The following is a 17,554-nucleotide window of genomic DNA, read 5'->3' as shown; positions in this document are numbered from 1 at the left end:
AAGCTGGATCTATTGCAATATCTCCTTCAAGAAAGCACCTGTATGAGACTTGCCATTACGTGCTACGTCTTCTGGCGTTCCCTGCGCGACCACCGTTCCACCGCCTGATCCCCCCTCAGGCCCCATGTCAATCACCCAGTCCGCCGACTTGATAACGTCCAGGTTGTGTTCGATCACCAACACAGTGTTGCCCTTTTCCACCAGGCCATTCAGCACAAGCATGAGCTTACGAATGTCTTCGAAGTGCAGCCCCGTAGTGGGCTCGTCGAGGATGTAAATTGTTCGGCCGTTAGTTCGCTTCTGCAATTCTGCCGCCAGCTTCACCCGCTGTGCCTCACCACCGGATAGCGTTGTCGCAGCCTGCCCAAGACGTACATAGCCCAGGCCGACGTCTACAAGCGTGTTGAGGTATCGATGGATTGACTGAATTGGCTCGAAGAACTCAGCTGCTTCAGAAATCGGCATATCGAGAACTTCGGCAATGTTCTTACCCTTATAGCGCACTTCGAGGGTTTCACGGTTGTATCGTGCTCCCTGGCACACCTCACACGGGACGTATACATCCGGTAGGAAGTTCATCTCAATCTTGATAGTGCCATCACCACGGCACGCTTCACAGCGCCCGCCTTTGACATTGAACGAGAATCGGCCAGCCTTGTAGCCGCGAACCTTTGACTCTTGTGTTTCCGCGAATAGGTTGCGGATCTTGTCAAACACCCCTGTATATGTCGCGGGGTTTGATCGTGGTGTACGTCCGATGGGACTCTGGTCGACTTGGACAAGTTTATCGAGATGGTCAAGGCCACTGACTTTCTTTACCCGTCCCGGGACTTGTCGAGCTCCATTGAGCTCATTCTGGAGAGTCTTAGCCAGAATCTGGTTTACCAGCGTAGACTTGCCAGACCCAGATACCCCAGTAACAGCTACCAACACTCCCAGTGGAATATCCACTGATACGTTCTTGAGGTTGTTCTCTCGCGCGCCCTCAACTCTCAGCTTGCGGTCTGCGTCTACCGGTCGACGCTGATCCGGGACCTCAATCTTTTTCCTGCCCGCAAGGTAGTCTCCGGTAATGGAGTTCTCTACTTCACGGATACCGTCGGGTTCTCCCTGGTAGACCACTTCCCCGCCGTACTCTCCGGCGAGCGGCCCGATGTCTACCAACCAATCTGCCTCCCGGATTGTTTCCTCATCGTGCTCGACCACAACTAGCGTGTTCCCAAGGTCGCGAAGTTTCTTCAGAGTCTTAATCAGCCTCTGGTTATCCCGTTGATGCAAACCGATTGACGGCTCATCAAGCACGTACAGTACACCGGCAAGGCCAGACCCAATTTGCGTGGCCAGACGGATGCGCTGCGCTTCACCGCCCGACAGGGTGCCGGCTGACCGAGCTAGCGAGAGGTAACTCAGTCCTACGTCCAAGAGAAAGTGCAGTCGAGCTTGGATCTCTCGAAGTACCGCACCCGCGATCATTTCCTCGCGGTAACCAAGTACCAAATTATCAAGGTATTCGGACGCATCCTCAATGCTCAGTTCCGTAAGCCCGGCGATGGAGCGTTCACCATGCGTTGTTGAGTCGAGGCGAACGGCGAGAATCTCGGGCTTCAACCTAGCGCCCTTGCACGAAGGACACGGTACCTCTCGCGTATAAGCAAGCAGTCGGTCTTTCTGGGTATCGCTTTCGGCCTGCTCGAGCTTACGCTCCAGGTACCCAATGACGCCTTCATAAGCTGCGCTGAATGACCGCTGCCTGCCGTAGCGGTTCTTGTACCGCACGCTGATCTTGGTTTTGGAACCATTTACCAAATGCTTCTGCTGCGTTTTCGTCAGCGAGCTGAACGGAGCGTGAGCATCAAAGCCCTCCTCTTTTGCTAACGCTTCAATCAATTTGACGAAGTATCGCTTGTTCGGGCTGGAGTTCCATGGCTGGAAAGCATCAATTGCTGGTGCGTCTGGATCTGGAATAACGAGTTCTTCGTCAATCTTCTTCTGCGTCCCGAGACCGTCACACGTTGGACAGGCACCAAACGGTGAGTTAAACGAGAACGCGCGCGGCTCGTACTCCTCAACGTTAAGCTTGTGCCCGTTCGGGCACGCCATCTTTTCAGAGAAGATCTGGATCCGATCAGGGTTGCCCTCATCGAAGTCAACGAATTCGAAGCCAACGAGGCCGTCGGCAAGTTTGAGTGCTGTCTCCACTGAGTCGGTGAGACGCTGCTTTTGGCTTTGCTTCACTTGAAGGCGGTCCACTACCACCGAAATCGTGTGTTTGACCTGCTTCTCAAGCTTCGGTGGATCGCTGAGCTGGTACAACTCGCCGTCCACGCTCACTCGAGAGTAACCCTGAGCGGCGAGATCCTTAAACAAGTCAACGAACTCGCCTTTACGCTTTCGTACTACCGGGGCAAGGACTTGGAACTTGAGGCGCTCCTCCATCCCCAGCACGCGGTCCACAATTTGTTGCGGCGTCTGCCGTTCAATCACAGCGTCGCACTCTGGACAATGAGGAGTGCCAGCCCGCGAATAGAGCAGGCGAAGGTAATCGTAGATTTCGGTGATGGTACCTACAGTCGAACGGGGGTTACGGTTCGTCGATTTTTGGTCGATTGATACCGCGGGCGATAGTCCGTCAATGTAATCGACATCGGGCTTATCCATCTGTCCTAAGAACATCCGAGCATACGACGAAAGAGACTCAACGTATCGACGCTGTCCCTCCGCAAAGATCGTATCGAATGCCAGCGAGGACTTACCCGATCCAGACAGACCTGTAAATACGGCCATCTTGTCCCTCGGCAGAGACACATCGACGCCCTTCAGGTTGTGTTCTCTTGCTCCACGTACAACAAGACGGTCAGCCACCTAGATACCTCTTCCAGAAGATCGGTTCATTTTGTTCCGAACATACCAGCGTATACCACTTCGGTAATCACTGTTCTGGCGAAGAAAGAATTGACTAGGGTAGGCACCATGAATTCAGGATCAACTCCACTGCCCCAAATAACACTGCACCAAGTTTCCGTCGGCTCGATGGACAACAACTGCTATCTCCTCTGCGCAGATGGCCAGGGCCTGCTTATCGACGCCGCTGACGACGCGTCGGCTATCCTCGCCATGGCCGAACTGGCCGGAGTCAAGATCACGGATGTATTAACGACGCATCGCCACCACGATCACGTGCGTGCATTGGCTGCAGTCCTAGAAGCAACGGGCGCTACACACTGGGCACCGTTCCTCGAGGTACCTGCCCTGCCTGCTCCTGTCGACCGCGAACTCCACGACGGCGACTCGATTTCGTTCGCAGGCCACGAGCTCCCAGTGGTAATTCTGCGTGGACATACCCCAGGTGGCGCAGCCGTGCACGCCGACCTCAAGGGGGTGCCTAACCTCTTTGTCGGTGATTCCCTTTTCCCTCGTGGGCTTGGGAAAACAAATTCCGAAGGCGACTTCGTGCGACTCTTCCGCGATGTCAAAGAAAAACTCTTCGACGCATATCCGGATGAGACAATTGTGTGGCCGGGCCATGGTAAATCCACTACGCTTGGTACAGAGCGTCCAGATTTAGATGTTTGGTGGAACCGTCGCTGGTAAAAGCGTAATCCGAATGTCGGACGTCACATAGAACGTATATACAGCGACCGGTACGTTGCGAAAAGAAAAGAGGAATGCATTTATGATTCGAAAACTCGCAAGGCCAATGCTCGCGTCCGTCTACATCGTTGACGGTGTTCAGACGCTGCGTGACCCAAATGCCAATAAAGAAAGCACGAAGGCGCTTTTAGATAAGGTCCGCGGTGCCGTTCCGAGCGAGTACCGTGGTCTGATCCCGAGCAACCCGAAGACGGCCGCTCAGGTCGTTGGTGGCATTAAAGCAGGTGCAGGCAGCCTCTTCGCCATTGGCAAGCTGCCACGCACTTCCGCTGCACTGCTCGCTGCGACTGCAATCCCCTCGATTATCGGCCGTAATGCCTTCTGGGAGGCTGACGAGGCGAATGAGAAGCAGCGTCGTCAGACTGGCGCGCTGACCGATGTCGCTCTCGCCGGTGGTGTGCTCCTCGCGACTGTGGACACTGCTGGCAAGCCAGGGCTGCAGTGGCGCGCCCAGCAGGCTGCCCGCACCGCGAAGAAGAACGTACAGCAGGCACTGCCTACCCAGTCTGAGACCGAAAAGGCTCTGGGTAAAGCAAGTAACTGGCTGTCCGATACTGCAGATCAAGTGGTCGACTACGTCGATAACAACAAGGATGACTGGAAGAAGCAGGCCTCTAAGTTTGCGGACCAGGCATCTGACGCAGCTGAGGGCTTCTGGCAGGATGCGCGCAAGCAAACCTCCTCGTTCCTCTCTGATGCGGGTGACTGGATGGAGGATGTTTCCGATAGCGCTCAAGACACCTACAAGGACTTGAAGCCAAGCAAACTCCAGCAGTTCAAGGCAAAGCGCAAGGTCAACAGCGTTGTTGGGGATCTCCAGGACAAGCTGGAGAGCCTCGAGCCAAGCAAGTTGGACCAGTTCAAGGCAAAGCGCAAGGTAAAGAAGAGCACCGCGAAGCTGCAGGACCGTGCCCAGGACGCGGTTGACTCCCTGCAGGATGCCTTCGACAACTTGGATGTTGCGCCGTCAAAGTGCAAGCAGTGGAAGTGGAAGCGTAAGGCTAAGAAGGCCGAAAAGCGCGCGAACAAGCTGGTAAAGAAGGTTCAGAAGAAGCTCAGCTAATCTGACTTTCTGTAGTACACCCCGTGGCCGCATAGTTGTGGTTACGGGGTGGCTTTTACTTTGAAGGAGATTATGTTCACCGTGTCAGAGCAAGAGGTTGCTCGCGAACAGCACTACGTCGACGGTCTATTTTCTCGTCTTGACGATGAAGTATCGAAAGCCCAAGCCAAACTGGAAGCGGTGCAACGAGATGTCGACCCTGACAACCCAGATTCTGATGCGCTCGTCCGGCGCGAAACCGAATATCATGGGCTGAATGCAAAACTCGATGCACTCAACCTGGCAGAAGTTGGCTTAGTTTTTGGCCGAATTGATGTGGAGGACGAGTCTCCGGAGAATCTAGTCCCTAACAGCGACAATCTTGACCGACGCTATATAGGCCGGATGGGCATCGACGCCCCCGAAGACAAGTACCGGACGCTCCTCATCGATTGGCGGGCGCCCATGGCACGGCCGTTTTACCTCGCGACGACGGCGCACCCTTCAGGCGTGCAAACCCGGCGAAACATCCGTATGAGGGGTCGCACGGTGGAAACCATTGACGACGAGGTCCTCTCCGGCACAGGTACGGGTGTTGAAGCCTCGGGTGTCGGATCCGAGGCTGCGCTGCGGCGCGCCATGAATCGGCCACGCACTGCGCACATGCAATCCATCGTTGAGACAATCCAGCGTGAACAGGATGCCGTCATTCGTGACGCTACGCGTGGAGTGATGGTTGTCGAGGGTGGTCCAGGTACTGGCAAGACTGCAGTCGCTCTCCATCGTGTTGCGTATCTGCTCTATACTTGGCGAGCGCAGCTGGCGAAGACCGGCGTCTTGGTTCTTGGCCCCAATACCGTCTTTTTGGACTACATCTCGCGAGTTCTTCCGGAGCTCGGCGAGACCGGCGTAGTGCTTTCCACCATCTCAGACTTAATCCCCGGTTTTACCCCGGAAGGTAGCGAGTCGCTTGCTGCACGGGAAGTCAAAGGCTCGATTGAGATGGTCACGATTCTCAAGCGGGCTGTGCAGTCATATGAGACGGTTCCGGAGCGCGCGGTAACCCTTTCAATTGAGAACGTTCCTGTCGCTGCGACGCCGGCCATGGTTAAGGCAGCCAGAACCAAAGCACGACGGTCACGTCGTCCTCATAATGAAGCACGAGCCGTGTTTGCGGAACATCTTTGCGAACTTCTTGCGCAAGCACTTGCCAACACCATTGGTGCGGACCCTCTAGGCGGTGAGAATCTGTTATCTGCTGCGGACGTCGATCAGTTCCACGATGACCTGGCTGAAGAATCCCAGGTCCGAGAGTTTATTGACGCCCACTTCCCTACTCTGTCGCCTGCAGAAGTACTACGCAATCTGCTTGAAGACCGCGACGCAATCGCAGCTGTCGCGTATGACTACGACGACTACACACAAGATGCCCTCTTTCGGGAGCCTGGTGCGGCAACGGCCCCGTCGGATGCTGCGTTACTCGACGAGCTGTCGATTCTTATTGGTAGTAGCCCAGCGGAGGGTATTCGTGACTCCGATGACGATGCGTGGCAACAGCAGGTGGCCGAGGCAGAGGACGCGTTGGACGTCTTGGCTTCATCCGAGTCCACTGACAACGATGACGACCAGTTCGAGGCTGAGATCCTTTCTGCGTCAGACGTCATTGATGCGGAAACGCTCGCGCAGCGCCAGGCGAGCACCGATATCCGTTCGACCGCAGAGCGCGCACGCGCAGATCGCACATGGGCCTATGGGCATGTGATCGTGGATGAGGCACAAGAGCTCTCACCGATGGAATGGCGGATGGTGTTTCGGCGCTGCCCATCAAAGTGGATGACATTAGTTGGAGACACCGCGCAGACTTCTTCGCCTGCGGGTTCAGACGACTGGTCAGCAACGCTGGAACCGTTTGTTGGCTCGCGTTTCCGCACGCATACCTTGAGTGTGAACTACCGCACTCCGTCGGAGATTATGGAGTACGCCGCGAAAGTTCTTCACGCGATCGACTCAGAGGCAGCGGTCCCTGAGAGTATTCGAAGCACTGGGCAACCCGTCGAGTTTTGGCCTTCCGGCACCACCCCAGAAACTGTCGCAACATACGAGGATGGGCGCACGACAGCGATCATCGACAAGTCAAATGTCGATGCGATGAAGGGACTCGAATTTGACCATGTAGTACTAATAGAACCCCAAGAAATTATCGACGCCTCTCCGCAAGGTTGGCAAGACCTCTACGTGGCGATGACCCGAGCAACTCAAAGCCTCGCCGTCATCGGTGAGATGCCATAGAACAACCTCCGGCCATGCAGTTGGCCGGAGGTTGTTACATGAAGACGTTAGCTGACGGTATGTACGATCATGACGTCGCAGTCCGATTGGCGAGCAACGTCTGCTGGGACAGACCCCAGCAGGCGACCGGTCAGAGAGTTGATACCGCGGTTACCGACCACCAGCAGTTCCGCATTGTTGTCACGAACAATCGCCATCAGAGCCTCTACTGGAGTACCCGGACGGGTCGCAGTCTGCACGTCTTTTGCTCCGTGCTGTCGCGCATGTTCTGCTGCCGCTTCAAGATTTGCCAACGCGTCCTTGTCACCGAGGATGGTGACCGAATCTTGTCGCAGGCTCTTCGTCGCGTCCGCTTCCGTTTCGTAATACGCGGTACCGATCACTAGCGTGGCACCAAATGCACTCGCCATTTTTGCAGCACGCTCAACGGCGAGCAGTGAAGACTTGGACCCGTCGGACCCTACGACGATGGTCTTGTAGTAATTGGCCATAGCTGTATTCTTGAGACCTTTCCTGATTCAGCTGTCGCTCGCTGGATAACGGTGGCGCCAACAAGCACGGTCAAATTTATAGTACCTGGTTCTAGCGCGGATGAAGGCTAGTCGTGGCCTTCAGCTCGGGTGTCAACGAGCATGACATCAACCGGCGCCTTCTTTGCCACGCTACCTGGGATGTTGCCGAAGACTCGACCGGCGAGGGACCGCATTCCTTTGTTTCCAACCACGAGGAGATCTACGCTGTATTCCTTTACTGATTCCAGCAGTACATTCGCAGGCTGGCCGCCACTGGAGACCAAGTTAATCTCTGGTGCCTGTTCTTCGACTGCGATCGCCTTCGCACGCCTCAAGATATCCTCGGCGCCCGATTCCGTCACGATATCGATCTTGCTCAGCTCCGCGTTGGTTGCGTTCAGCATCGAGCCCGACGCTGTGTAGTGAGCACAGATGACTGTGAGCTTCGCGTCATACACGCGGGCCAGGCTCGCAGCAGCACGAACCGCAACAAGCGAAGTTGGTGAACCGTCAGTACCGACAGCAATCGACTTATAGGTATGCATAGATTCCTCGAACCTTTCTTAGTTTCCTGTATCTTTCATACCACGAAGTTCCTTTCGGAGATCAGCAATTTCATCACGCAGTCTGCCGGCGAGCTCAAACTTCAACTCGCGAGCTGCTGCACCCATTTGCTTCGTAAGGTCGTCGATCAATGCTTGTACCTGATCAGAGGCCATCTCGGACACGTCTGGCTTCGATACAACTGCGGTATCCGAGGCAACGCCATTTTCAGCTTCACCGTCAGTGTTCTCATATACCTGATCCAAAATGTCGGCAATCTTCTTGCGCAGCGGCTGCGGATCGATCCCATGTTCTTTGTTGTACGCCAACTGAATTTCGCGACGCCGCTCTGTCTCACTGATTGCTTCCTCCATCGACTCAGTGACCTGGTCGGCGTACATGATGACCTCTCCAGATACGTTACGAGCTGCGCGCCCGATAGTCTGAATCAGCGACTTGGTCGAACGCAGGAACCCTTCCTTGTCGGCGTCGAGAATTGCAACAAGTGAAACTTCCGGCAAGTCGAGACCCTCTCGCAGCAGGTTGATGCCAACGAGGACGTCAAACTCTCCAAGCCTCAGCTGGCGGAGCAGCTCAACGCGCTGCAACGTATCAATGTCAGAGTGCAGGTAGCGCACCTTTACCCCGTTATCCAGGAGATAATCAGTCAAGTCCTCAGCCATGCGCTTCGTCAAGGTAGTGACCAGCACGCGCTCGTTCTTCTCCACCCGGACGCGAATCTCGTCAATCAGGTCGTCGATTTGTCCCTTCGTCGGTTTCACCGTGACCTTTGGATCGACGAGGCCTGTTGGGCGAATAACCTGCTCAACAAACTCGCCGTGTGCTGCTTCGAGCTCGTAATCGCCCGGTGTCGCGGACATGTACACCGTCTGCCCCACGCGCGATTCAAACTCATCGAAGGTCAACGGACGGTTGTCGACGGCGCTCGGCAGCCGGAATCCGAATTCCACGAGGTTGCGCTTCCTCGACATATCGCCTTCAAACATTCCTCCAATTTGCGGGACGGTCACGTGAGACTCGTCGATAATTGTGAGGAAGTCTTCCGGGAAGTAGTCGATGAGCGTCGCTGGCGCCGATCCTGCCTCGCGCCCGTCCATGTGACGAGAATAGTTCTCAATGCCTGAGCAGAAGCCGACCTGCTGAATCATCTCGAGGTCATACTCGGTGCGCATCCGAAGTCGCTGAGCCTCAAGTAGTTTTCCGCGGTTCTCGAGGTCTTCTAAACGGTCTGCAAGCTCTTCTTTGATGGATTCGATAGCCTTTTCCATTCGCTCTTCAGTGGCCACGTAGTGGGTAGCAGGAAAGATCCGAAGCTCATCTTCTTGGCTCAGCACGTCTCCCGTGAGCGGATGAATGTAATACAAGCTGTCAATCTCGTCTCCGAAGAACTCAACCCGAACCGCGACTTCCTCATACGCAGGAATGATATCGACGACGTCGCCCTTTACTCGGAACGTACCGCGTTTGAAGTCAATATCGTTGCGCTCGTACTGGATATCAACGAGTAATCGAAGGAAGCGGTCACGCTCAACCTCTTCCCCCACGCGCAGCACCACAGAGCGATCAAGGTAGGACTGCGGCGTACCAAGGCCGTAGATACAAGAGACTGACGACACCACCACTACGTCACGACGCGACAGCAATGCGGAGGTAGCTGAGTGACGCAGGCGTTCCACATCATCATTAATGGAGGAATCTTTTTCGATGTATGTATCCGTCTGAGCGATATATGCCTCTGGTTGGTAATAGTCGTAGTACGAGACGAAGTACTCAACCGCGTTATTTGGGAGGAGCTGCCGAAGCTCATTTGCTAGCTGCGCGGCGAGCGTCTTGTTCGGAGCCATCACGAGCGTTGGGCGCTGCTGCTTTTCAATCAGCCACGCTGCCGTCGCCGACTTGCCGGTGCCGGTGGCACCCATGAGGACGACGTCTTCTTCTCCCCGGTTGAGACGTTCATCTAGCTCTGCGATCGCTTTAGGCTGATCCCCCGATGGCTCAAACTCCGAGACGACTTCAAAGGGCTTTTCTCGACGCTCGATCTCGCCTACTGGTCGAAACTCCGAATGTGCCAGGACCGGATGTTCTGCTGCAAATGCCATGCAGCTCAGTCTAATGACTCAACCTGATTCCTCAACGTTGATGCTGCAACAATTCTCGTTCGACATAGTCGACCAAAGCATCCACCTGCGGAGCGAGCTCAGACAACGGACCGCTATTGTCAATCACGTAGTCAGCGGCCGCGAGTCGATCGTCGTCATCAATCTGCCGTGCAATACGGGAACGGGCGTCTGCCTCCGCTAGACCGCGCGATTGGACCAGTCGCCTCACTCGCTCTTCCTGATTCACGTCGACTACAACGGTGAAGTCCATCTGACGGTGCAGCCCAAGCTCTACAAGCAGTGGCATATCGTACACAGCAACCCGGGCTCCTTCAGCTTCAGCGGCGTCGAACTGCCGTGATGACTCCTTACGAATCGCAGGATGCGTAATCGAATTCAGCTTCTGCGTCTGTTCCTCCGAGGCAAACGCCCGCTGCGCCAGCAACTTGCGGTTCAAAGCGCCGGAAGCGTCCACCAGGTCATCGCCGAATGCAGCAGCCACCTCTTTTAGCGCATCGTTTCCTGGTTGCAGAACATCGCGCGCGATACGGTCAGCATCGACTACGACGAAGCCACGCTCACGTAACAACGCGGCAACGGACGACTTTCCGCTTCCGATTCCTCCGGTAAGCCCAATTTTCAACATGCGTCACATAATAGGCGAAAACCCCTTCCTGGATTCCAGGAAGGGGTCGTCGATTAGCTAGTAAAGACTAGTTGCCAGCGAGCTTGTCGCGAAGTGCTGCGAGCTGCTCGTCAGATGCGAGCGAGCCACCTGCGCTAGCGGTCTCATCCGCTGCCGGAGCTGCAGCGTTGGACTGCGAGGAGTAGTTCGCCTGGTCACCCGCCTGCTCTGCCGCCTCGGCAGCAGCAGCGCGATGACGCTCGATCTGTGCAGTGTGCGCCTGGAAGCGGCGCTCAGCCTCTGCGTAGCGAGCCTCCCACTGCTGACGAGCTTCATCGAAGCCCTCCATCCACTCGTTGGTCTCCGGATCGAAGCCCTCTGGGAAGATGTAGTTGCCCTGCTCGTCGTAGGAATCAGCCATGCCGTAGCGGGACGGATCGAACTCTTCGTTGTAGTCCTCGTCCGCCTGCTTCAGCGACAGCGAAATACGACGACGGTCCAGATCGATGTCGATGACCTTGACCATGACCTCTTCGCCAACGTTGACAACCTGGTCCGGTACCTCGACGTGGCGCTGTGCCAGCTCGGAGATGTGAACCAGACCCTCGATGCCCTCTTCGACGCGAACGAACGCACCGAATGGAACAAGCTTGGTGACCTTGCCCGGCACGATCTGGCCGACAGCGTGGGTGCGTGCGAACACGCGCCATGGGTCCTCCTGGGTCGCCTTCAGCGACAGGGAAACACGCTCACGGTCGAGATCGACGTCGAGAACCTCAACGGTAACCTCATCGCCGACGGTGACAACCTCAGATGGGTGGTCGATGTGCTTCCAGGACAGCTCGGAAACGTGAACCAGGCCGTCTACGCCGCCAAGGTCCACGAAAGCACCGAAGTTGACGATGGAAGAAACAACACCCTTGCGTACCTGACCCTTCTGCAGCTGGTGCAGGAAGTCGGAACGAACAGCGGACTGCGTCTCTTCGAGGTATGCACGGCGGGACAGGACCACGTTGTTGCGGTGCTTGTCCAGCTCGATGATCTTTGCCTCGAGCTCCTGGCCAATGTATGGATCCAGGTCACGGACGCGACGCATCTCAACGAGCGACGCAGGCAAGAAGCCACGAAGACCGATGTCGAGGATGAGGCCACCCTTGACAACCTCGATGACCGTACCAGTAACTGGCTGGTCGTTCTTCTGCAGCTCTTCGATGGTGCCCCAAGCACGCTCGTACTGAGCACGCTTCTTGGAGAGCAGGAGGCGACCTTCCTTGTCCTCCTTGGTCAGGACCAGTGCGTCGATCTCGTCGCCAACCTGGACAACTTCGTCCGGGTCAACGTCATGCTTGATCGACAGCTCACGGGTAGGGATAACACCCTCAGTCTTGTAGCCGATGTCAAGGAGAACCTCATCGCGGTCAACCTTAACTACGGTGCCGGAGACGATGTCACCATCATTGAAGTACTTGATGGTTGCGTCTACAGCGGCGAGAAATTCCTCAGGTCCGCCGATATCGTTGATTGCGACCTGTGGTGCGTTGGAAGTGCGCATAAGTTAAATGTGCTCCGAAATTGAAATAGGAGATCGTATTTGGACAGGGGCATATCATCTCTTACCAGCGCGGAAAGATCCCGCAATATGAGCCGGTGATGCCCTCCTATTACGACACCACGAGACCTATTGCCCAGATATGCTCGTGCAAGAATATCGCCTTTGCCCAGCTCGCGCAAATATCAACACTCGGATAAATCCCCATCAGGTCGACCGTTAAGGCAAACAACACATCCTTCACCGAACTCGCCAACTGAGAACGCCGTAAGTCTGCCGCACCGCCGATAAGGCGCAAACTCGCAGGTCAAAGCAATACACTCGCCATCCCACACCCCCATAATTAGTCAATATTTTGTTTAATGTAGTCCATTTTTGGCCAATTCTCTTACGTTCCCCACAGACGTCTGTTAGTGTTTTCATTGCCACGATCAAGGCGCAGCAGCGATAGATAAGGCCAATCTAGAGCTGTGAAACCTCGCGAGGTGAACCGTGGCACCGCTTCTCGGGGGAATTCGGGGGAGGAAGCGGTTGATGGGGGAAGGCAGTCCCAGACGGATTGAGAAGGAGGCTCTGGGACCGTCTCGGGGCTATAGAGCGGAATAATGGGGGCCGCTCTATAGCCCCACACTTCCCGCCTTAATGGCCAGCATCTTGCCAGTTCTCTCCGTATCCGGTAGAAACCTCGAGCGGCACGTTGAGCTCAATAGCGCGATCCATCTCCCGCTCAACAATCTCACGCACTTCATCGAGCTCAGCAGGAGCGACTTCAACAACCAACTCGTCATGCACTTGTAACAGCACACGGGACTCGTAGTCAGCCAACGCTCGGTCAACGTGAATCATCGCTACTTTAATGATGTCTGCGGCAGTACCTTGAATAGGAGCATTCAGGGCCGCCCGCTCAGCATTTTCTCGGGCGACTCGGTTGTCGCTGTTGAGCTCAGGCAGGTAGCGTCGGCGCCCAAACACAGTTGCCGTGTATCCATCTTTTCTGGCCTTCTCGACGACCGAGTCCAGATAGTGCTTCACCCCACCGAAACGGTGGAAGTAACTCTCCATGATTTCCTTGGCTTCACCTGGCGAGATCGAGAGCTGCGCGGCAAGGCCGTACGCAGAGAGCCCATAGACCAAACCATATGACATTGCCTTGACCCGACGGCGTAGCTCGGGCGTCACGGCGTCGATAGCTACGTCAAATACCTGGGAACCGACGTAGTTGTGCAGGTCTTCGCCATCCTTGTACGCGGAGATGAGCCCCTTGTCCCCGGACAGGTGCGCCATCACTCGCATCTCAATCTGTGAGTAATCAGCGGTCAGTAGATACTCATACCCCTTACCAACGGTGAATGCTGCTCGAATCTTTTGGCCTGTCTCTGTACGGACGGGAATATTCTGCAGGTTTGGATCAGTCGAACTCAGTCGGCCCGTTGAAGTCACGGTTTGGTTGAAGGTTGTGTGAATTCGGCCATCACTGTGTACCGCCTTGATAAGCCCCTCGATTGTGGACTTCATCTTCTGATATTCACGATGTGCCAACAGATGATCAAGGAACGGATGCGGATTCTTTTCTGCAAGCGCCTCGATCTCCTTGGCTGCCGTCGAATACCCAGTCTTTGTTTTCTTGGTTTTAGGCAAGTCGAGTTTGTCGAAAAGAACGACAGAAAGCTGCTTCGGACTTGAAAGGTTGAGAGCTGGCTCGTCGACAAGCGTGCGGGCCTCTCCTTCTACCTGGGCAACCTTGTCAGTAAACTCCTTGCGAAGATTTTCAAGAGCTTCGATATCAACAGCCACGCCGACGTCCTCCATCCTGGCAAGAATGGGTACAAGTGGCAGCTCCAGGTCGGCATACAGCGCGTAAGAGTCGATTTCACGAAGTTCTTGAGCAAGATGTTGCGCCAGTTCCAGCACAGCAACGGCGGCATCAACCTGTGAAGTTTGATCCAACAGACTGAGTTGCTCTTGCCCTACGTCCAACTGTCGCTGCAAGTGACGCTGGTATACATCAGCCAGCGCATAGGTGCGCTGCCCCGGGCGAAGCAGGTAGGCAGCAATCGCTGTGTCATGCGCAATCCCGCTGAGTGTGATACCTCTGCCCCGCAGCATGTGATACATAGCTTTACCGTTGTGGAGGTACTTGGGGTCATCTGACTCCAACCAGTCCTTCAGCGCAACATCCTCTTCAGGGGTTAGCTCCGCTGTTTCGCGTTGGGTGCCGTGCCGCTCCTTATCGACGATCCCAATCGCAGTAGCATCGCCGTTTGCCGGCAGCGGACTACCGTCCACATACAGCGCTAATCCTTGACCCCTATGGGAAGCGATCCATGCGTCCAACGGCCCTTCGTCGATCACAACTTCTGGAAGCTCCACAGGCAAATGCTCTTCGGCGTCCCCTTCCGTAGGAAGCGCGGATAGCACACGTTCGCGAAGATTCGTGCCGAACTCCAAAGAATCAAATCGCTTCGCAATAGCACCGATGTCTACGGCCTTTAGCTCCAAGTCATTTGGCGTAACAGGGAGCTCTACGTCGGTGACCATCTGCGTGAGTTCACGATTGAGCTGCACTTGCTCGATACGGTCTCGGAAGTTTTGACCTGCGACTCCCTTGATTTCATCCGCGTGGTTAACGAGTTCTGCAAGCGAACCGTATTGCGTGATCCACTTTGTCGCCGTCTTCTCCCCGACCTTCGGAACCGAGGGGAGGTTATCAGACGGGTCTCCCCGAAGCGCCGCAAAATCCGGATACTGTGCCGGAGTCAGCCCGTACTTCTCCTCGACCTTGTCCGGAGTGAAACGTGTCATCGTCGAAACCCCGCGCATCGGGTACAACAGCGTCGTTGAATCGTCTACCAGTTGTAGGTAGTCACGGTCCCCTGAAACCAAGACAATTTCGAAATCCTGATCAGCGCGAGCCAGGTGCACCAGCGTCGCCACGATATCGTCAGCTTCAAAATTCTCCTTCGACAAGCTGATGATTCCGAGGTCCGCAAGACACTCCTGAATCAGCGGAACCTGCCCCTTAAACTCTGGCGGAGTGGATTCGCGCTGAGCTTTGTACTCCGGAAAACGTTCCGTTCGAAACGTCTTGCGCCCCACATCGAACGCCACACCAATATGCGTCGGTGCTTCTTGCGCCACAACGTTGGCGAACATCGACAAGAAGCCATACACCGCATTCGTTGTTTGGCCACCGGTCGTCGAAAAGTTTTCAGCAGGCAGAGCGTAGAACGCTCGAAATGCCATGGAGTGTCCGTCAATGAGCAATAACCGTTTCTTCACGGCCCCTAGTGTAGACGTACGTCCCGACATGACGACTCAAACAAGAAAACCCGGCTCGTGGCCGGGTGTTGTGCCCCAGGTGAGACTCGAACTCACACTGGACGGGTTTTGAATCCGTTGCCTCTGCCAATTGGGCTACTGGGGCGACGTCGCAAAGTATATAGCAGGCAGGCGCTCCGGCGTGAATCGCAGCGCGAAATCACCTAAATCGCCAGTTCACTGCGGGTATCTAGAATCTGTCAGGTAGGGTGATGAGCGCCGTATAGTGAGTAGAGCGCAGGAGGGCACAGTGACACCAGTTCTGATGGGGATTTTCCTGGCCATATTTGCCGGTGCAGCGCTCCAACGAATTTCAGGAATGGGGCTCGGACTAATTGCGGCCCCCGCACTCTCTGTCTTACTCGGCCCGGTATCCGGCGTGCTCATGGTCAACGTATTAGCCACCGCCAACGCGATTGCCAACACCTATTCCATGCGCGAGCGCGTTGATTGGAAACGCTTTGCCCCAATTGCTGGAACCCTTGTTTTGGGTGCGGTACCCGGCGCATTCCTCATACGGGCAGTTTCAGCTAGCTTGCTTCTAATCATCGTTGGCGTTCTATTGTTGATCGCGCTCGGCACAGTGACGTTGGGAAAGCGCTACATACCGAATATTGAAGGCACCGTACCTTCTGTTATCGCAGGTTCAGTTGGTGGTTTCATGAACACGCTGGCGGGAGTAGCTGGCCCATCAATCACCGTGTACGCTCATGCGGCACGCTGGCCTAAGGAGATCTACGCAGCTACGCTCCAGCCAATCTTCCTGGTCAGTGGCGCTCTCTCTTTCGCCATTAAGGAAATCACTGGTGCAGCAAACCTCTCCGCGGTGACTCCTGAAACGTGGGTGGTTGGCATTGTTGCGATGGTGCTGGGCATCGTCGTTGGCACCCGCATGGCAGCACGAGTGCCGGTACAAGTGGGATACCGTATCGCGCTCGCTTTGGCGATTTTCGGTGGGTTCACCGCACTCGTTCGCGGGTTGCTTGGTGCCGGAGCGTAGCCCCCAAACCAACACAATTGCGCGCAGGAGCCCGAACCGCACAGCGCCTATTTGCTGTCTGCCCCAAGCACCACAATCACTGATCTGACATTCGGGTAAGACTTTCTCCGAGTAATGGACATTTCATTCCAGAATGAATAGTATGAAAGTCATGGGTAGGCCACGAGAGTTTAATGAAGATGAAGTAGTTCGTAAGGCGATACAGCTTTTTGGCGAACAGGGATTCACAGCACTGTCTGTTGACACAACCCTTTCGTACCTTGGGTTAAATCGTTCAAGCTTCTACAAGATCTTCGGATCCAAGCACGGCCTTTTGAGAACCGCGTTGGAGGCAGTTTGCCAAGGCGCCAAGGCCGGTGAAGTGACACCCGAAGCCAAGAGCCTCGTTGCAGTCACGCTAGTGGAAGTAGCGCCCATGAACCAAGAGCTACGGCCCCTGATCCTCGAAGCAAACGCTCTTTGCTTCGAGGAGAATCCGACGGCACTTGGCAAGCACCTGCTAGACCGCGCGAGCGGTAGACCGATAGGAGAAGCACGATGAGAAACAACAATCTCGAGTTCACCGACACAGCCCTTGTCGTTGAACTACTTGGCCTGGACAAGATTTGGTCGCTCAAAGGATGCATCGACATCCCCTGGGAACATGTACGCGGAGCCACGCACGACCCGGGCATGAAGAACGAGCCCAAGGGGTTTCGCTTTCCTGGATTAAGGATGGGAGAAAAGCTGGCAGGAACTTTCCACTCAAATGGTGAAAAGTTGTTTTGGAATGTCAGCGGATTCGAAAACACAGTTGTTATCGAGCTAAAAGACGAGGAATTCGACCGTCTGGTTCTCACAGTTGATGACCCTGTAACAGCCGTCGAACGCATCAACGGTCTGGCCTCAGCAAAATAGAGCTATTA

13 protein-coding genes and 1 tRNA gene are annotated in these 17,554 nt (G+C 55.3%); 6 read left to right on the top strand and 8 right to left on the bottom strand.

Annotation, left to right across the window (positions count from 1 at the left end):
* Positions 1 to 9: 9 nt before the first annotated feature.
* On the bottom strand, positions 10 to 2,862 hold the full coding sequence (gene uvrA, locus KBX14_RS06985; RefSeq protein WP_256042157.1) for an excinuclease ABC subunit UvrA: 2,853 nt from the start codon (positions 2,860 to 2,862) through the stop codon (positions 10 to 12).
* Between the two features lie 108 nt (positions 2,863 to 2,970).
* Between uvrA and KBX14_RS06980 the strand changes: the two genes are divergently transcribed.
* The 3 genes from KBX14_RS06980 to KBX14_RS06970 all read left to right on the top strand — a co-directional run bounded on the left by KBX14_RS06980 (position 2,971) and on the right by KBX14_RS06970 (position 6,982).
* Complete coding sequence (locus KBX14_RS06980; protein WP_256042156.1) at positions 2,971 to 3,591, top strand: MBL fold metallo-hydrolase; 621 nt, start codon at positions 2,971 to 2,973, stop codon at positions 3,589 to 3,591.
* A gap of 82 nt (positions 3,592 to 3,673) precedes the next feature.
* Positions 3,674 to 4,714 (top strand): DoxX family protein, encoded by a 1,041-nt coding sequence (locus KBX14_RS06975; RefSeq protein ID WP_256001392.1) that lies wholly within the window; start codon positions 3,674 to 3,676, stop codon positions 4,712 to 4,714.
* A gap of 72 nt (positions 4,715 to 4,786) precedes the next feature.
* Positions 4,787 to 6,982, top strand: a complete 2,196-nt coding sequence (locus tag KBX14_RS06970) for a UvrD-helicase domain-containing protein (protein ID WP_256042155.1) — start codon at positions 4,787 to 4,789, stop codon at positions 6,980 to 6,982.
* 47 nt (positions 6,983 to 7,029) lie between these two features.
* On the opposite strand, the gene KBX14_RS06965 is transcribed toward KBX14_RS06970, so the two are convergent.
* From KBX14_RS06965 to KBX14_RS06935, 7 genes are all read right to left on the bottom strand, one after another.
* Positions 7,030 to 7,473 (bottom strand): universal stress protein, encoded by a 444-nt coding sequence (locus KBX14_RS06965; protein WP_070362531.1) that lies wholly within the window; start codon positions 7,471 to 7,473, stop codon positions 7,030 to 7,032.
* A 107-nt stretch (positions 7,474 to 7,580) separates the two neighbouring features.
* Positions 7,581 to 8,039: a universal stress protein gene (locus tag KBX14_RS06960; protein WP_070362532.1), complete on the bottom strand. Its 459-nt coding sequence runs from the start codon at positions 8,037 to 8,039 to the stop codon at positions 7,581 to 7,583.
* Between the two features lie 18 nt (positions 8,040 to 8,057).
* Positions 8,058 to 10,157, bottom strand: coding sequence for an excinuclease ABC subunit UvrB (uvrB, locus tag KBX14_RS06955; RefSeq protein ID WP_070479118.1), 2,100 nt, complete (start codon positions 10,155 to 10,157; stop codon positions 8,058 to 8,060).
* A 31-nt stretch (positions 10,158 to 10,188) separates the two neighbouring features.
* A complete protein-coding gene (coaE, locus tag KBX14_RS06950; protein WP_256001394.1) occupies positions 10,189 to 10,803 on the bottom strand; it encodes a dephospho-CoA kinase in 615 nt (204 codons plus the stop codon).
* 67 nt (positions 10,804 to 10,870) lie between these two features.
* Positions 10,871 to 12,334 carry a 30S ribosomal protein S1 gene (gene rpsA, locus KBX14_RS06945; RefSeq protein ID WP_256042154.1) on the bottom strand — a complete coding sequence of 488 codons (1,464 nt, stop codon included), beginning with the start codon at positions 12,332 to 12,334 and terminating at the stop codon, positions 10,871 to 10,873.
* Positions 12,335 to 12,970: 636 nt separating this feature from the next.
* Positions 12,971 to 15,640 carry a DNA polymerase I gene (gene polA / locus KBX14_RS06940; protein ID WP_256042153.1) on the bottom strand — a complete coding sequence of 890 codons (2,670 nt, stop codon included), beginning with the start codon at positions 15,638 to 15,640 and terminating at the stop codon, positions 12,971 to 12,973.
* 41 nt (positions 15,641 to 15,681) lie between these two features.
* Positions 15,682 to 15,755, bottom strand: a tRNA-Leu gene (locus tag KBX14_RS06935).
* A 144-nt stretch (positions 15,756 to 15,899) separates the two neighbouring features.
* Between KBX14_RS06935 and KBX14_RS06930 the strand changes: the two genes are divergently transcribed.
* From KBX14_RS06930 to KBX14_RS06920, 3 genes are all read left to right on the top strand, one after another.
* Complete coding sequence (locus KBX14_RS06930) at positions 15,900 to 16,649, top strand: sulfite exporter TauE/SafE family protein (protein ID WP_256042152.1); 750 nt, start codon at positions 15,900 to 15,902, stop codon at positions 16,647 to 16,649.
* A gap of 142 nt (positions 16,650 to 16,791) precedes the next feature.
* Complete coding sequence (locus KBX14_RS06925) at positions 16,792 to 17,190, top strand: TetR/AcrR family transcriptional regulator (protein ID WP_256001397.1); 399 nt, start codon at positions 16,792 to 16,794, stop codon at positions 17,188 to 17,190.
* Positions 17,187 to 17,546 carry a hypothetical protein gene (locus tag KBX14_RS06920; RefSeq protein ID WP_256001398.1) on the top strand — a complete coding sequence of 120 codons (360 nt, stop codon included), beginning with the start codon at positions 17,187 to 17,189 and terminating at the stop codon, positions 17,544 to 17,546. The genes KBX14_RS06925 and KBX14_RS06920 overlap by 4 nt, the downstream gene beginning before the upstream one ends.
* The last annotated feature ends 8 nt before the right edge of the window (positions 17,547 to 17,554 follow it).

Origin of the sequence: Corynebacterium sp. CCUG 61414 (genome assembly GCF_024453945.1) — a bacterium.
Classification (GTDB): domain Bacteria; phylum Actinomycetota; class Actinomycetes; order Mycobacteriales; family Mycobacteriaceae; genus Corynebacterium; species Corynebacterium pseudogenitalium.
The sequence above is the reverse complement of the archived record's forward strand: the minus strand, read 5'-3'. Positions and strand labels throughout refer to the sequence as shown.

Coding starts and splice junctions, on each gene's coding strand:
- KBX14_RS06980 (WP_256042156.1), top strand. CDS start 2,971: ATGAATTCAGGATCAACTCCACTGCCCCAAATAACACTGCACCAAGTT.
- KBX14_RS06975 (WP_256001392.1), top strand. CDS start 3,674: ATGATTCGAAAACTCGCAAGGCCAATGCTCGCGTCCGTCTACATCGTT.
- KBX14_RS06970 (WP_256042155.1), top strand. CDS start 4,787: ATGTTCACCGTGTCAGAGCAAGAGGTTGCTCGCGAACAGCACTACGTC.
- KBX14_RS06965 (WP_070362531.1), bottom strand. CDS start 7,473: ATGGCCAATTACTACAAGACCATCGTCGTAGGGTCCGACGGGTCCAAG.
- KBX14_RS06960 (WP_070362532.1), bottom strand. CDS start 8,039: ATGCATACCTATAAGTCGATTGCTGTCGGTACTGACGGTTCACCAACT.
- uvrB (WP_070479118.1), bottom strand. CDS start 10,157: ATGGCATTTGCAGCAGAACATCCGGTCCTGGCACATTCGGAGTTTCGA.
- coaE (WP_256001394.1), bottom strand. CDS start 10,803: ATGTTGAAAATTGGGCTTACCGGAGGAATCGGAAGCGGAAAGTCGTCC.
- rpsA (WP_256042154.1), bottom strand. CDS start 12,334: ATGCGCACTTCCAACGCACCACAGGTCGCAATCAACGATATCGGCGGA.
- polA (WP_256042153.1), bottom strand. CDS start 15,640: ATGTCGGGACGTACGTCTACACTAGGGGCCGTGAAGAAACGGTTATTG.
- KBX14_RS06925 (WP_256001397.1), top strand. CDS start 16,792: ATGAAAGTCATGGGTAGGCCACGAGAGTTTAATGAAGATGAAGTAGTT.
- KBX14_RS06920 (WP_256001398.1), top strand. CDS start 17,187: ATGAGAAACAACAATCTCGAGTTCACCGACACAGCCCTTGTCGTTGAA.